The organism is Pseudoalteromonas sp. FUC4, assembly GCF_008370255.1.
Taxonomy (GTDB): domain Bacteria; phylum Pseudomonadota; class Gammaproteobacteria; order Enterobacterales; family Alteromonadaceae; genus Pseudoalteromonas.
The window spans coordinates 762,523-777,442 of sequence record NZ_SEUI01000001.1 but is presented as its reverse complement, the minus strand read 5'-3'; the positions used below and the strand labels follow the sequence as shown (position 1 = coordinate 777,442).

Below are 14,920 nucleotides of genomic sequence, written 5' to 3'. Positions count from 1 at the left end.
TAGCCATCTTACGTTTACTAAGTAATCAAACCGCTCGGTTTAATAACATAGATTTGATTTGCCCAATTGCTTTAGTCGGGTTAAGACCCTTAGGACAAACGCTAACACAGTTCATGATACTGTGGCAACGGAACACACTGAACGCATCGTCTAAATCAGCTAAACGTTCTTCAGTTGCTGTATCTCGGCTATCAGCTAAGAAACGGTAAGCGTGAAGAAGGCCTGCTGGACCAATGAACTTGTCTGGATTCCACCAGAACGAAGGACATGATGTCGAACAACATGCACACAAAATACACTCATATAGCCCATCTAATTTATCACGTTCTTCAATAGATTGAAGACGCTCGCCTGCTGCAGGCTGATCATTAATTAAATAAGGTTTTACTTTTTCGTACTGAGTGTAGAACTGACTCATGTCAATAACAAGGTCACGAACCACAGGTAAGCCTGGTAATGGACGTACTACAATTTTACCTTTGCCATTTTTTTGTAGCGTAGATAAAGGAGTAATACATGCTAAACCATTTTTACCATTCATGTTAACACCATCAGATCCACACACACCTTCACGGCATGAACGACGAAAAGATAATGTAGGATCTTGTTCTTTTAAAAGAATAAGTGCATCTAACACCATCATGTCGTGACCTTCCTCTGTTTGCAAGGTGTATTCTTGCATACGAGGAGCGTTGTCAACATCTGGATTATAACGATAAACTGAAAATTGTACTTGTGCCATCGTCTATCTCCTAGTAAACACGTGCTTTAGGTGGGAAAGCTTCACGCGTTTTAGGCGCATAGTTTACATCACGCTTGCTCATTTCATCCGTTACAGGATTGAATACTGAGTGACATAACCAGTTTTCGTCATCACGATCTGGGTAGTCAAAGCGAGAATGTGCACCACGGCTTTCTGTACGGAAGTTTGCAGCTACTGCAGTTGAGTAAGCTGTTTCCATTAAGTTATCTAGTTCAAGACATTCGATACGCTGCGTATTGAAGTCTGATGATTTATCATCCAGACGAGCATGTTGCAGACGTTCACGAATTTCTTTAAGTTCTTGAAGACCTGAAGCCATTGAATCACCTTCACGGAATACCGAGAAGTTAAGCTGCATACATTGCTGTAGGTCTTTTTTGATTTGAACTGGATCTTCACCTTGGCCAGCCGTTGAATTTTCCCAACGGTTGTAACGTGCAAGAGACGCTTCTAAATCCGACTCTGAAGCCGCTTTTGATACTTCAACATCTTTAAGGTATTTACCTAAGAAGTTACCAGCAGCACGACCAAATACAACTAAATCTAGTAATGAGTTACCACCTAGGCGGTTTGCACCGTGTACAGATACACATGCAATCTCACCAACAGCAAATAAACCTTCAACTACTTTTTCGTTGCCTTGAGCATCGATTTGTAGTGCTTGTCCATTTACGTTAGTAGGAACACCACCCATCATATAATGACAAGTAGGAATTACTGGAATTGGCTCTTTAGCGGGATCAACGTGAGCGAAAGTTTTAGCTAGATCACACACACCAGGAAGACGTAGGTTAAGCGTTTCTTCACCTAAATGGTCAAGTTTCAGCTTAATATGAGGACCCCAAGGACCATCACAACCACGACCTTCACGGATTTCAGTCATCATTGAACGCGCAACAACATCGCGAGACGCTAAGTCTTTTGCGTTTGGTGCGTAACGTTCCATGAAGCGCTCGCCATCTTTATTTAAAAGATAACCGCCCTCACCACGACAACCTTCAGTTACTAGCGTACCAGCACCTGCGATACCCGTTGGGTGGAACTGCCACATTTCCATGTCTTGCATAGAAATACCAGCGCGTGTTGCCATACCAACACCGTCACCGGTGTTAATGTGAGCATTTGTTGTTGATGCGAATATACGACCAGCACCACCAGTAGCTAATACAACTGCTTTAGATTTGAAGAAAGTGATTTCACCTGTTTCAATCTCAATTGCTGTACACCCAACTACATCACCATTGTCGTTTTTAACTAAATCAAGTGCATACCACTCAGAGAATACATTTGTTTTGTTTTTAACGTTTTGTTGATATAGAAGATGAAGTAAAGCATGACCAGTACGGTCAGCAGCAGCTGCAGTACGTGCAGCTTGTTCACCACCAAAGTCTTTCGATTGACCACCGAAAGGACGTTGGTAAACACGGCCATTTTCAAAACGAGAAAATGGTAGTCCCATGTTTTCTAATTCAGTAATAGCTTCTGGGCCAGTTTGACACATGTATTCAATAGCGTCTTGGTCACCGATAAAATCGGAACCTTTAACGGTATCGTACATATGCCATTCCCAGTTGTCTTCGTGTGAATTACCAAGCGCTACTGTAATACCACCTTGAGCAGATACAGTGTGTGAGCGCGTTGGAAATACTTTAGATATTAATGCACACGTTTTGCCAGATTCTGTAATTGCTAAAGCAGCGCGCATACCAGCACCACCTGCACCAATTACTACGGCGTCAAATTCACGAACAGAATATTTCACTTAAACACCCCATAATACAATTAGACCAATAGCTACGTAAGCAACGGCCATTAGGTTTAAAACAAAACCTAAAACAGCTCGCAACTTCGAACACTTAACATAGTCTGTAAGAACTTGCCAAAGGCCAATGCGGGTATGAACCATAATGCAAATAAGGGTAATTAAAGTAAACCCTTTCATTGCTAGGTTAGAGAAGAGGCCTGTCCAGGCTTCGAAAGTGACTTCTGGCGTCGCTAAAAAATAGCCGATAATAAAAATCGCGTATGCGCTGATTATTAATGCCGTGGTACGTAAAGATACGAAATCTTGTACACCATCACGTTTTAGAGTTGCTTGATTTAAAACCATATCCACACCCCTGCCAATACGGCAAACACAACACCAAGAGCCATTGATACTTTAGCGCTGAGGTTACCTGATTCAAGTTCTTCCCAATGTCCCATATCCATAATCATATGACGGATGCCACCAATAAGGTGATAACCTAATACAGAAACAGTGCCCCAAGCTATAAATTTGGCAATGAATCCGTTAAACAGACCCTTGACGAATTCAAAACTTTCAGCTGAAGAGAGAGACTCAGACCAAGCCCAAATGACAAACGTTAAAGCAAAAAACAATGCAACACCGGTGACGCGGTGAAAAATTGAAGCTTTAGCCGTTGCCGGCATAGATATAGTTGTTAGATCTAGATTTACAGGTCTTTGCTTTTTCACAGTTACTTGCCCATCTTTGCTCACAGTGGAGCTCATCTACTTGTTTTTCTAAAAACCCACCAAATATTTCTGATGGAACTATCAGAATAAACGTATCAAAATAGTTAAAGTTCACAAAACAGTAAATTTTAAGCTGTTAAGAATATGTTTACCCAAATACAATACGGTTTAAAACCACCGTTAGTATATATACCCACAGGACTTTTTACAATTCTTGTTTATTTAGAGATGTTTGCGAATTAGCCAATAGTATTATATTTAATTAATACCGAATATTTATTATACATATATGCATATTGTTTATAAAAATTGACTTTAACCCCCTCTTTCACGTTAAAATGCGAAGATGTGCTTAAAACAGATTTCAGAACTTTAAAATCTAAAAATCAGAATAGATATCTTAATAGGAGATACATAGCGATGGCAGATAAAAAAGCCACAGTCCATATTGATGGACTAGATCCAATCGAACTTCCAATTTATCAAGGCACTGCTGGCCAAGATGTAATCGACGTACGAACGCTCGGTTCACATGGTCACTTTACTTATGACCCAGGTTTCATGTCGACTGGTTCTTGTGAATCTGCAATCACCTATATTGATGGTGGTAAAGGTGTACTACTTCACCGTGGTTACCCAATTGAGCAATTAGCTGAAGATTCTAACTATATTGAGCTTTGCTACTTACTTTTAAATGGTGAGTTACCTTCTAAAGAACAATACGAAGTTTTTAAGAATGAAATCACTACAAGCACTATGCTTGACGAGAAGATTGCTAACTTTTTCCAAGGTTTCCGCTTTGATGCTCACCCAATGGCAATGCTTTGTGGTGTAGTGGGTGCGTTATCATCTTTTTATCATGAAGACCTTGATATTACTGATGCAGAACAACGTAAAACAAGTGCAGTTAAGCTAGTTGCTAAGTTACCAACTATTGCTGCAATGGCTTATAAAACAAACATCGGCCAACCGTTTGTATACCCACGTAACGATTTAAGCTACGCAGAAAACTTCTTACACATGATGTTCTCTGTACCTGCTGAAGAATATAAAGTTAACCCTGTAACTGCAAAAGCTATGGATAAAATCTTTATGCTTCATGCAGATCATGAACAAAATGCATCGACTTCAACAGTTCGTCTTGCTGGTTCATCAGGTGCTAACCCGTATGCATGTATTGCAGCTGGTATTGCTTCTTTATGGGGACCTGCTCACGGCGGTGCTAACGAAGCATGTTTAAACATGTTAGAAGAGATTGGCTCTGTTGACCGTATTGATGAATACGTTGCTAAAGCTAAAGACAAAGCTGACCCATTCCGCCTTATGGGCTTTGGTCACCGCGTTTACAAAAACTTCGACCCACGTGCTACAGTAATGCGTCAAACGTGTCATGAAGTTTTAGCTGAGCTAAATATCCAAGATCCACTTCTTGATATTGCTATGAAGCTTGAGCAAATTGCCCTTGAAGACCCGTACTTTGTAGAGAAGAAACTATACCCTAACGTAGATTTCTACTCTGGTATTATCTTAAAAGCGATTGGTATTCCAACAAGCATGTTCACTGTAATTTTTGCAATGGCACGTACTGTTGGTTGGATCACTCACTGGGATGAGATGCTATCTCAACCTGGTCATAAGATCAGCCGTCCTCGCCAAATGTATACCGGTTACACTCAACGTGACTACGTATCAACTGACAAGCGTTAATTAACGCTGGTTAATAAAAAAGGCCGCATTTTGCGGCCTTTTTTATTAACAGTACTTGAGAATTATCAAAAACCGATTACAATCCCTGCCTTAAAAACACTATGTAGATGAGCTATGCCTACTTTAAAGTTTGATATAAATAAAATTAGAAAAGACTTCCCGACATTAAATCAAACAATAAACGGCTGCCCGCTTATTTATTTAGACTCAGCAGCAACCTCACAAAAGCCTCAATCAGTTATAGATACAATTACTGAGTTTTATACGTCTCAAAATGCAAATGTACACCGTGGACGCCATACACTTAGCGAGCAGGCCACTTATTCTTATGAACAAGTCCGGGATAAAACTGCAAGGTTTTTTAATGTCTTAAGTAAAGAGATTGTATGGACTAAAGGTGCTACAGAAGCCATAAATTTGGTCGCTAACGGCTTAAAAAAGCGTTTAGATGAAAGTCATACCATAATAATATCTCCGCTTGAGCATCACGCAAACATAGTGCCTTGGCAGCTAGTGAGCCAACAAACGGGAGCTAAATTAGTCTCTCTGCCACTTAACAATAACGGCACGCTAAACATACAAAAATGCTGTGAATTTATAAAAGAAACTAAACCTGCCTTATTAGCGATTACACAAGCATCGAACACACTGGGTAATATCACTGATTTAAAACCACTAATTGTAGCTGCAAAAGAGGTGAATTCGCTTGTTTTAGTGGACGGAGCCCAAGGAGCACTGCATTTAAAACCCGATTTACGTGAATTAAACTGTGACTTTTATGTTTGCTCAAGCCATAAAATGCTCGGTCCAACAGGTTTAGGTGTACTTTATGGCCAATATGAAGAGCTCAATACGCTAGATATTTACCAATCCGGCGGTGAAATGATCGATAAAGTTTACTTAACTCATAGCACTTATCGCCCTGCGCCTGCAAAATTTGAAACTGGCACACCAAATATTTCTGGAGTTTTAGGCTTTGGTGCCGCTTTAGACTATTTAAATGAATTAGATCACGTGCAAATACAGCAATATGAACAAGAATTGTTTAGTTACGCGGCACAAAAATTGGTAAAGGTGGATGGCATTACCATATTCAGCAATCTATCTGACAATATTGGTACGCTCTGCTTTAATTTTAAAGATGAACATCCTTACGATTTGGCAACTTTACTTGACGGATATGGGGTTGCTGTCAGAAGCGGACACCATTGTACGCAACCATTAATGACACATTTAGGGCTTAATGGAACGTTAAGAGCGAGTTTTTCTTTTTATAATACCTACAAAGATGTAGATATATTCATTGATTCACTTAAAAAATGTATCGCTTTATTAGATTGAACACCAGTTTAATAGAATTAATTAGGATAACTCATGACAAATACGTTTAACAAAGTCACAGAATCTATAAAAAATGCACCTGCTTGGCAGCAAAAATATCGTGAAATAATGCTTTTAGGAAAAACGTTACCGGCTTTAGCTGATGTTTTAAAAACTGATGACGCACTTGTATCTGGTTGTGAAAGCAAAGTATGGATGTTTGTTGAATTTGACTTAACCGAAAATACACTTGTTGTAATAGGTGACTCTGATACTCGTATAGTAAAAGGGTTATTAGCTATTATTTTAACGCTTTATAACGGGCTCACACCAGAGCAGGTAGTGAATAAAAATGCGTATGAAGAATTTGAAAAGCTGGGCCTTATTAGCCACTTAAGCGCATCACGTGGTAATGGTATTAAAGCCATGGTTGAAAAAATTCAAACCATGGCACAACACAAGCTTAGTTAACCAGAGTCAGTTGATCTTTCAAGGTTAAATTACAGCAGTCTGCTTGGTATTTAGGCAAGGCAGACTCTAGGCTTGCGAGCGTTGTTTTTTATCTAGATATTTACGTACAGCTTTAGCAGCTACAAAAAAACCAAAGCTTCCTGTGATCATAGTCACAGAACCAAAGCCATTATTACAGTCCATATTCATCGTGCCATCAGCACTTTGCTTAGCATGGCATACGATGCCATCGCTTCCTGGGTAAACCAATTGCTCTGTTGAGTAAACGCAATCAATATTAAACTTACGTTTAGGATTATTACTAAAATTATATTGCTTGCGCAAAATATAGCGCACCTTTGCAAGTAATGGGTCTTGCGTAGTTTTAGCTACATCACCAAACGTTATTTGGCTAGGATCTGTTTGCCCGCCAGCACCACCAGTTGTGATTATAGGTAGTTTATTGCGTTTACAGTGAGCAATTAATGCTGCTTTTTCTTTAACTGCATCAATGCAATCAATTACATAATCAAAGCCTTGAATATGCTCTTGAATATTATCAAGCGTAATAAAGTCATCTATTACATTAACTTGGCATTCTGGATTAATGAGCTCGCAGCGCACTTTCATTGCATCTACTTTAGCTTGGCCAATAGTGCCCGTTAATGCGTGAATTTGTCTATTGACGTTAGTTGCGCAAATATCATCCAAATCGATAAGTGTAATTTTGCCTACACCAGTACGAGCAAGAGCTTCTGCTGTCCAACTTCCTACACCACCAATCCCTACTACACAAAAATGTGCTTCTTGAAGCCAATCAAACTGTTGATGACCATATAGACGTTTAATACCACCAAAACGTATATCTGTAACTTTTTCGCTCATTTACCAATCCAGTTGCCATGGCGATTGCCATGCTTGAAAATCTTGATGTTTAATCAACGCCAAAAACTCATCACCATTATCGGGTAATAAAGTTAGCTGTATTTGTTCACCTTGCCATAAAAAGCTCAACGCATATGAGTGTAAATAGGTACGACTTGATGGCGTGCCTGCATACATTGCATCGCCTAAAATAGCTGCCCCCACACTTTTTAGTGCCACTCTTAGTTGATGTGTTTTGCCAGAGTCAGGTTTTAAAATATACCCTCTAAATCCTGGCTTATAACTCAGAGAATAGAATCGCGTTATTGCAGGGTTAAGTGTACTCGTCAGTAACTTAAACGAGCCACGGCGAGACTTAGCCATATCGCCTTTTATCCACCCCTGCTTCTTTTTTGGTTTAGCATCACTAATCGCTAAATAAAATTTAGCAATCGCATGCTCAGTAAACATAACAGTAAAGGCGGCTGCAGCGGCTTTGTTTCGCGCTAAAATAATCAGCCCTGATGTCACTTTATCTAAACGATGAACGGCATAAAGCTTTTGCGATAATTGTTGTTCGGCTAAAACAACAAAGCCGGGCCCCTCTTCAGAATGAAAATTAAGCCCCGCTGGCTTTTCTAAAATATAAAAATCGTTATGTGTATAAACAACTTTTAATATCTTACTTACTTGGTCACTCACACGTTTTTACTTTTAATATGCGCTATCACTTTAGCTAAATCATCAGGCGTATCTACACCTGCATGAGGAGCTATTTGAGCTTGTTCAATTTTAATTTTATAACCGTGATACAAAACACGTAACTGCTCAAGTGATTCAAGTAATTCTAGTGGTGATACACTCAGCTCTATATATTGTTTAATAAAACCCGCTCTGTACGCATAAATACCTACATGGCGTTGAAACGGGGCTAAATTAAGGGTGGTGCTATCATCCATCATCGCATTTCTATCAAACGGTATACTGGCACGAGAAAAATACAGGGCATTTTTATTTATATCGCTAACCACTTTAACGGCATTAGGATTAAATACTTCATCACGTTCTTCAATAGCAACACTTAACGTTGCCATGGGTGCTGTTGAATCACTTAATAGTGCGGCAACTTGGGACACATTTTCTGGTGCAAGTAATGGCTCATCGCCTTGTACGTTAACCACAATTGTATTGCTATCAAGTTTAAGTAAATCAATTACTTCTGCTAAACGCTCAGTACCCGACTGGTGATCTTCACGCGTCATTACTACATCATTAGTAAACATGCTTACTGCATCAAATACTTTTTGATGATCGGTTGCTATAACTACTTTACTAGCACCTGATAAACATGCTTTTTCGTAAACGTGTTGAACCATTGGCTTGCCACAAATATCAGCAAGCGGTTTACCTGGTAGTCGGGTCGATGCAAAACGAGCAGGAATTACAACTACGAATTCCACTTTTCAACCTCTTCTAGAGATAGTTCTCGCGCTTCATTTTCAAGTAATACAGGAATATCATCTTGAACAGGATAAGCAAGCTTCGCTGCTGTGCTAATTAGTTCATTGTTTTCTCTGTCAAAGCGTAATTTACCCTTACAAACTGGACAGGCAATTATCTCGAGTAATTTTGTATCAAAGGCCATTGAGTATTCCTTTTTCTTTTAATATTGAATTTAATCTATTTATTACGCTATCGTTAGGCTCTGCATCAACAGGTAGATAATACCAATTAGGCTTTGCAAAGGACTTACATTTAACGGCATCTTTTTCGGTCATTATAATGCAATCATCACCAAATTGGGCAAAATCATCTACTGTATAAGCATAATGATCTCTAAAATGATGGGTCGATAATAACGTAATATCTTGTGCTTCTAATGAGTTTTCAAACCGTTTAGGGTTCCCAATTGCACTTATTGCATGTGCTTCACTTACGTCATTTTTTGCATAATCGCTTGAATTAACTAATCGTAAGTTACTTACTTTTAGCGTGTAGCTATTATTAGCCTCACCACCATTTTCAATTACTATATCGACACTTTGCAAACGTTTAGTTGTTTCACGAAGTGGCCCTGCAGGCATAACAAAGCCATTACCAAAACGACGCTCACTATCAACAATACAACACTCAATGCTACGAGGCATTTTATAATGCTGCATTCCATCATCAGAAATAATAACATCGAGTTTATAATTATTTTCTAATAAATCGATATTGTGTTGTCTGTTAGGCCCAACCGCTATTGGGCACTTTAAACGATGATATAAAAGTATGGGCTCATCTCCAGCCTGCTGAGCATCTACAAGCTCAGTGACTAACAGCGGGTAATTTTTTGATTGCCCACCATATCCTCTACTGATAATACCCACTGATAAACCTTGCTGTATTAAATGACCATACAGCCACAAAACAAAAGGCGTTTTACCATTACCGCCAACACTTATATTGCCAACTACAATTACAGGCGTTTTGCACTCAAAAGGTTTAAGTATTTTAGCGCTATATAAGTATTTTCGAAATGACGATACAACCCAAAACAAAGCACTTAATGGTAATAACAGCAAAGTAATTAAACCAAATGGTTTATACCAGCTTTGTTCTATTTTACTCACGCCTGATCACCAAACTGCATTTTGCAAAGGGCTGAATAAGTACCGTCATTTGCTAATAAGCTATTGTGATCGCCACTTTCTATTACACGACCGTTATCAATAACATATATTCGGTCACTGTTTTCGATAGTAGATAAGCGGTGCGCAATAACAATTGAGGTTTTATCTTTCATTAACGTTTCAAATGCTTGCTGAATAAGCTTTTCAGATTCGGTATCTAGTGCTGATGTTGCCTCGTCTAAAATCAAAATAGGTGCGTCTTTTAATATTGCACGTGCTATTGCTATACGCTGACGTTGACCGCCGGAGAGCATTACGCCATTTTCACCTACCATGGTGTTTAATTGTTCTGGCAAGTCTTTAATAAACTCCCAAACATGCGCTTGTTTAGCAACTTGCTCTAATTCTTCCTCAGACACATCATGCTTTATGCCATAACAAATATTGTTAGCAATCGTATCGTTAAATAACACGACCTGCTGAGACACTAAAGCAAATTGGCGACGCAAATCTGTTAATTTATAATCCTGCAGAGCTATACCATCGAGTAATATCTCACTCGGTAACTCTAAGTCATAGTAGCGTGGTAATAAATTAGAAATTGTTGATTTACCCGAGCCTGACCGCCCTACTAAGGCAATACTTTCACCCGCTTTAATCGTTAGCGACAAATCGTTTAATACGGCTTCATCTTTTGTTGGGTACTTAAAGGTTACATTTTTAACTTCAATTAACCCTTTAACTTTATCGACTGAAACGGTGCCTGTGTCTTTTTCCATTTCTTCATCTAAAACTAAAAATATACTTTGAGCAGCAGAGATACCACGCTGCATATCACTATTGACATTGGCGAGCTGTTTTAGTGGGCGCAATAGCATCATCATCGAAGCAATTAATGCCATGAAGTCACCAGAGGTAATCGTATCAATCATTGATGGAAGAGATACTGCCCATAAAATAACAGCCATAGCACTTGCTGCTAATATTTGAATAATCGATACACTTAAAGCTTTTGTCGCATCCATTTTAATGCGTTGCTGGCGGTTATGATTWTTAATCTTTKAGAAATGGTTTATTTCTTGGTCTTGTCCGCCAAATCCATGAATAACTTTATGCCCGCTAAGCATTTGTTCAGAGCTACGTGTAACCTGCCCCATAGCTGATTGGATACTTTTAGAAATATGGCGAAAACGTTTCGATACTACCGCTACAATAATGGCGACGAGAGGGATGATGACTAGAAATATAAGTGAGAGCTTCCAACTGGTATAAAACATTACACCAAGTAAAAAGACGACAAAGGCTCCTTCACGTACAACAATAAGTAACGCTTTAGTAATTGCTTGTTGAACTTGCTCTGTATCAAAAGTGATTTTTGAAATTAAATCGCCTGTTGAGTTTTTGTCATGAAAAGAAACGGGTAAATGCAATATGTGCTCAAATAACTCTTGGCGTAAAGAGCGTACAACTTGAGAGCCCACATAACTTAAACAGTACGAAGACATAAAGTTAAAAATACCACGTCCTAGTACTAACGCGATAACGACAAAAGGAGCGTACTTTAAAACTTCTGTATTACGCTGGTTCAAACCTTGATCAATAAACGGCTTCATTAATTGAATAAATAGAGCATCCATTGCTGAATAGCCTATCATCCCAATAATTGCGACAAATGCGACGCTTTTGTAGGTGCCAACATACGAGACAAGACGTTTATAAATTTGTGTAGTACTTTGATCCATAACACTCTCTAAATACAGTAACAATCTGTATTGTATCCTCCGATGAGATAAAACTAAACGTCAATCTTTGATAAACCAGTAACTTTCCTGCCCTCTTGCTGTTTCTATAACCAAATTCTTTGCATAAAATTTAATACTAATTTGCCCTTCAACGCCTGTCGTAAATTGCTGAGCGTTTATTTGGTTATAACGTTCGACGACAAGAGGCTTGGGGAATTCCCACTGTCCTTTATAAGCACTTGAGTGAATGACTACTTGGGGAGCTACGTTGTTTATAAAATTAACACTTGAGGATGTATCGCTGCCATGATGCGGGCTTAGCATTACAGAACTTTTCAATGATTTATTATTAACTAATAACGATGCTTCACGCTCTTTTGAAATATCACCCGTAAGTAACACGCTATGAGTATTATCTGATACCCTAACAACGCATGAATCATCATTTTCATTTCCATACCCTTTTGTAGTAAAGCTTTGTACTTTTAATCCAGCAAAATCAATGTTTATGACTTCACATACATCTTGGGTGTTTTTAGGATGGAAATACTTTAATGTTTGTTCTAATCCAGTATCAATAAAATGCTGTAATCCTCCAGCATGATCATTATCTTCATGGCTTAAAATTGCTGTTTTTACTGTTAAATTATTTGCTTTTAAATAAGGTAATAAGATACTTCGCGTGCGGCTAAAACGATTAAAATAACTGGGGCCAAAGTCATATATAAGTGCTTGATTATCCTTCTCGATTAACACCATGAGTCCATGACCTACGTCAAATACATGAAGTTGCCACTTTGGCTTTTCTGTTAACCAATAATCTAATAAAAGCGTTATTACTGGAATAAAAGCGAGCCATTTATAAGGAAGGAAATAAATCATCAACATAATAATATAAGTAAAAACGACAGATATTGGCTCAACTCTCCCTGTTGTTATCCACCTTAACGATTCAGGGATTTCGTTAAGTAATTTAAATAGCGCATATAAGCCAGTATCAAACAGGTTTATTAAAATGCCTATATCTAAAAGCATACTCAATAGTGTAAAAACGATCAAAAATGGCAAAATAATGATTGAAAGCAGCGGTATTGCTATTAAGTTTATTATTAATCCCGCAATACTGACGCCATTAAAAAAATAGAGTGAAAGCGGTAATAAGCCAATAAATAACGCTATTTGCATTACAAGCAGTGCAATAACTTTATTTTTTACTCGTGTATTTAGTATTGGGAATTTATTAATAACTGTAAAAATGATAGCGACTGCTAAGAATGAAAAGTAGAGTCCTGGGTTGAGTAAATTAAATGGGTTAACAATAAGAACAATAACTAAGGCAAATAAAATACTACGCCAACGCAATGGCTGCTTAGCCAGGAAATAAAGTAATAGATAACATCCGAGCATAATAAGCGCTCGCGTTGCCGATACTATAAATTCACTTAAGTATACATAAACAAGGGCAGCTAGAAATCCGAATAGGCTGTAATAAAGAGTAAGGTTAGATGATTGCTCAATTGATAAATTAATTTTTGAAACTATGAATCGAGTAAATAGATAACCAAAACTAAAAATTAAGCCAATATGTAACCCTGAAATAGCGAGTAAGTGGCTTAACCCCAGAGACTGCATTAATTGCTTATCTGTATAGCTCATCAAGGACTTATCACCACTGAGCAATGCGTAATAGAGCCACTGTAATTCTGTATCCGCATAGGTGTTTTTAAGGAAGTGTCGATAATCTGAAATGATACTTTGGTCGTCGCCATTTATAATATCAAGGTTTTTATTAAGCACTTTGCCTTTAAATAATATCCTATTTATAAAAGCATAACGTTCATTATCAAATACATTAAAATTTTTATTACTACGAAAATGTTTTAAATGAATTAAAGCAGAAAATTTATCACCGACTGTTAAAGGCTGCACTGAATTAATGCTGAGCATTGCCTTAGGTGCTCTAAAGTTTGAAAAATGCCTCCCTTGTAATGCGACTATTTTAACTTTTATATACTGAGGTTTTTTGCTAGAAATAACTTCTTCAATTACCAAAGTCGATTCTAGTGCATACTTTTCGTTCGGTTTTGGTATTTCAAAACTATAAAATAGATAAAAATGCAGTCCGACAAAGCAAAATGCGCAAATAAAGCCTAACAATACGTTTGAAAACGGCTTAAAATAAGCGCTCATTATTACAATTAAAATTGTGAATACTGTAAATTCGAGAGTTTGATAATATAATACGGTTGCTATAGAACCAATTACAAACCCAAGACTTATCCACACTGATGTAAATGGTTGCTTTAAATGGCTAAAAAAACGATCCAAAGATTTTTACCTGATCCAAATAAAATTAGACATCATAAATCACTAAGAATATTTGGGCGCCTCTTACAAGATGCAAATCTTTGGCATTTAAATAGACGTTCTGCTCGAGGTGCATTTGCAGTCGGGTTATTCTTTGCTTTCATCCCTGTTCCTTTTCAAATGGTTTTAGCCGCAGCAGGCGCTATTATTTTTAGAGTTAACTTACCTATTTCAGTTGCTTTAGTATGGCTTACAAATCCTTTAACTATGCCACCTATTTTTTATGGCTCGTATTTAGTGGGTACGCTAATACTTAATCAACCCGAACAGCATTTTGTATTTGAAGCAAGTTGGTCTTGGTTTTTAGAAAGCATAGAAACTATTGGCCCCGCATTTTTACTTGGCTCATTAGTGTGTGCTTCAATTGCATCAATTATCGGCTATTTTGGTATTGATATTATTTGGCGTCGTTCCGTTAAAAAAGCATGGTTAGCACGTAATTAACAGTAATCTTGTAAAGTATTATAGACGAAAAAAAACCAACTTTATTAAGTTGGTTTTTTTAATCAATATTAGTAATACCAATCTTATTATACATGGGGTCTATTTAACGTTAAGAAAATTACGCTAGAACTAGGCAAAAATTTTTATATCTAGTTGTTCTAAATAAAAAA

Annotated in this window: 15 protein-coding genes; 4 read left to right on the top strand and 11 right to left on the bottom strand. The window is 37.8% G+C overall.

Features of this window, described 5'->3' with window-relative positions; translation table 11 throughout:
* Positions 1-25 precede the first annotated feature (25 nt).
* From EU510_RS03485 to sdhC, 4 genes are read right to left on the bottom strand one after another with little or no spacing between them, the layout of a single operon-like run.
* Positions 26-742, bottom strand: coding sequence for a succinate dehydrogenase iron-sulfur subunit (locus EU510_RS03485; RefSeq protein WP_002961804.1), 717 nt, complete (start codon positions 740-742; stop codon positions 26-28).
* A gap of 10 nt (positions 743-752) precedes the next feature.
* Complete coding sequence (sdhA, locus tag EU510_RS03480) at positions 753-2,525, bottom strand: succinate dehydrogenase flavoprotein subunit (RefSeq protein WP_149592270.1); 1,773 nt, start codon at positions 2,523-2,525, stop codon at positions 753-755.
* The gene (gene sdhD / locus EU510_RS03475; RefSeq protein WP_002961798.1) at positions 2,526-2,873 is read right to left on the bottom strand and encodes a succinate dehydrogenase, hydrophobic membrane anchor protein; all 348 of its coding nucleotides are present in this window, start codon (positions 2,871-2,873) and stop codon (positions 2,526-2,528) included. It lies immediately after the preceding gene.
* Entirely contained in the window at positions 2,864-3,241 is a 378-nt protein-coding gene (gene sdhC, locus EU510_RS03470) for a succinate dehydrogenase, cytochrome b556 subunit (RefSeq protein WP_076914908.1), read from the bottom strand. The genes sdhD and sdhC overlap by 10 nt, the downstream gene beginning before the upstream one ends.
* A 420-nt stretch (positions 3,242-3,661) precedes the next feature.
* On the opposite strand from sdhC, the gene EU510_RS03465 reads away from it, so the two are divergent.
* The 3 genes from EU510_RS03465 to EU510_RS03455 all read left to right on the top strand — a co-directional run bounded on the left by EU510_RS03465 (position 3,662) and on the right by EU510_RS03455 (position 6,739).
* Positions 3,662-4,948, top strand: a complete 1,287-nt coding sequence (locus EU510_RS03465; RefSeq protein ID WP_002961796.1) for a citrate synthase — start codon at positions 3,662-3,664, stop codon at positions 4,946-4,948.
* A 114-nt stretch (positions 4,949-5,062) separates the two neighbouring features.
* A complete protein-coding gene (locus tag EU510_RS03460; protein WP_149592269.1) occupies positions 5,063-6,289 on the top strand; it encodes a SufS family cysteine desulfurase in 1,227 nt (408 codons plus the stop codon).
* 33 nt (positions 6,290-6,322) lie between these two features.
* Positions 6,323-6,739: a SufE family protein gene (locus EU510_RS03455; protein ID WP_149592268.1), complete on the top strand. Its 417-nt coding sequence runs from the start codon at positions 6,323-6,325 to the stop codon at positions 6,737-6,739.
* A gap of 66 nt (positions 6,740-6,805) precedes the next feature.
* On the opposite strand, the gene tcdA is transcribed toward EU510_RS03455, so the two are convergent.
* Genes tcdA through EU510_RS03420 form a run of 7 tightly spaced genes read right to left on the bottom strand, consistent with a single transcriptional unit; the run spans position 6,806 to position 14,267 of the window.
* Entirely contained in the window at positions 6,806-7,603 is a 798-nt protein-coding gene (gene tcdA / locus EU510_RS03450; protein ID WP_149592267.1) for a tRNA cyclic N6-threonylcarbamoyladenosine(37) synthase TcdA, read from the bottom strand.
* Positions 7,604-8,284, bottom strand: a complete 681-nt coding sequence (locus tag EU510_RS03445) for a TIGR01621 family pseudouridine synthase (RefSeq protein ID WP_149592266.1) — start codon at positions 8,282-8,284, stop codon at positions 7,604-7,606.
* Entirely contained in the window at positions 8,281-9,042 is a 762-nt protein-coding gene (gene kdsB, locus EU510_RS03440) for a 3-deoxy-manno-octulosonate cytidylyltransferase (RefSeq protein ID WP_149592265.1), read from the bottom strand. Before kdsB ends, EU510_RS03445 begins: the two co-directional genes overlap by 4 nt.
* A complete protein-coding gene (locus EU510_RS03435) occupies positions 9,030-9,227 on the bottom strand; it encodes a Trm112 family protein (protein WP_002961789.1) in 198 nt (65 codons plus the stop codon). The genes kdsB and EU510_RS03435 overlap by 13 nt, the downstream gene beginning before the upstream one ends.
* Positions 9,217-10,197 carry a tetraacyldisaccharide 4'-kinase gene (gene lpxK, locus EU510_RS03430; RefSeq protein WP_149592264.1) on the bottom strand — a complete coding sequence of 327 codons (981 nt, stop codon included), beginning with the start codon at positions 10,195-10,197 and terminating at the stop codon, positions 9,217-9,219. Before lpxK ends, EU510_RS03435 begins: the two co-directional genes overlap by 11 nt.
* Entirely contained in the window at positions 10,194-11,939 is a 1,746-nt protein-coding gene (gene msbA, locus EU510_RS03425) for a lipid A export permease/ATP-binding protein MsbA (protein WP_149592263.1), read from the bottom strand. The genes lpxK and msbA overlap by 4 nt, the downstream gene beginning before the upstream one ends.
* 60 nt (positions 11,940-11,999) lie before the next feature.
* Entirely contained in the window at positions 12,000-14,267 is a 2,268-nt protein-coding gene (locus EU510_RS03420; protein WP_149592262.1) for a DNA internalization-related competence protein ComEC/Rec2, read from the bottom strand.
* Between EU510_RS03420 and EU510_RS03415 the strand changes: the two genes are divergently transcribed.
* Positions 14,247-14,750, top strand: a complete 504-nt coding sequence (locus EU510_RS03415; protein ID WP_149592261.1) for a DUF2062 domain-containing protein — start codon at positions 14,247-14,249, stop codon at positions 14,748-14,750. The two genes, EU510_RS03420 and EU510_RS03415, sit on opposite strands and share 21 nt — an antisense overlap.
* The last annotated feature ends 170 nt before the right edge of the window (positions 14,751-14,920 follow it).

Bases quoted from the DNA above. Each gene is read 5' to 3' on its own strand.
- EU510_RS03485 (WP_002961804.1), bottom strand. From the start codon at position 742: ATGGCACAAGTACAATTTTCAGTTTATCGTTATAATCCAGATGTTGAC.
- sdhD (WP_002961798.1), bottom strand. From the start codon at position 2,873: ATGGTTTTAAATCAAGCAACTCTAAAACGTGATGGTGTACAAGATTTC.
- EU510_RS03465 (WP_002961796.1), top strand. From the start codon at position 3,662: ATGGCAGATAAAAAAGCCACAGTCCATATTGATGGACTAGATCCAATC.
- EU510_RS03460 (WP_149592269.1), top strand. From the start codon at position 5,063: ATGCCTACTTTAAAGTTTGATATAAATAAAATTAGAAAAGACTTCCCG.
- EU510_RS03455 (WP_149592268.1), top strand. From the start codon at position 6,323: ATGACAAATACGTTTAACAAAGTCACAGAATCTATAAAAAATGCACCT.
- tcdA (WP_149592267.1), bottom strand. From the start codon at position 7,603: ATGAGCGAAAAAGTTACAGATATACGTTTTGGTGGTATTAAACGTCTA.
- EU510_RS03435 (WP_002961789.1), bottom strand. From the start codon at position 9,227: ATGGCCTTTGATACAAAATTACTCGAGATAATTGCCTGTCCAGTTTGT.
- EU510_RS03415 (WP_149592261.1), top strand. From the start codon at position 14,247: ATGGCTAAAAAAACGATCCAAAGATTTTTACCTGATCCAAATAAAATT.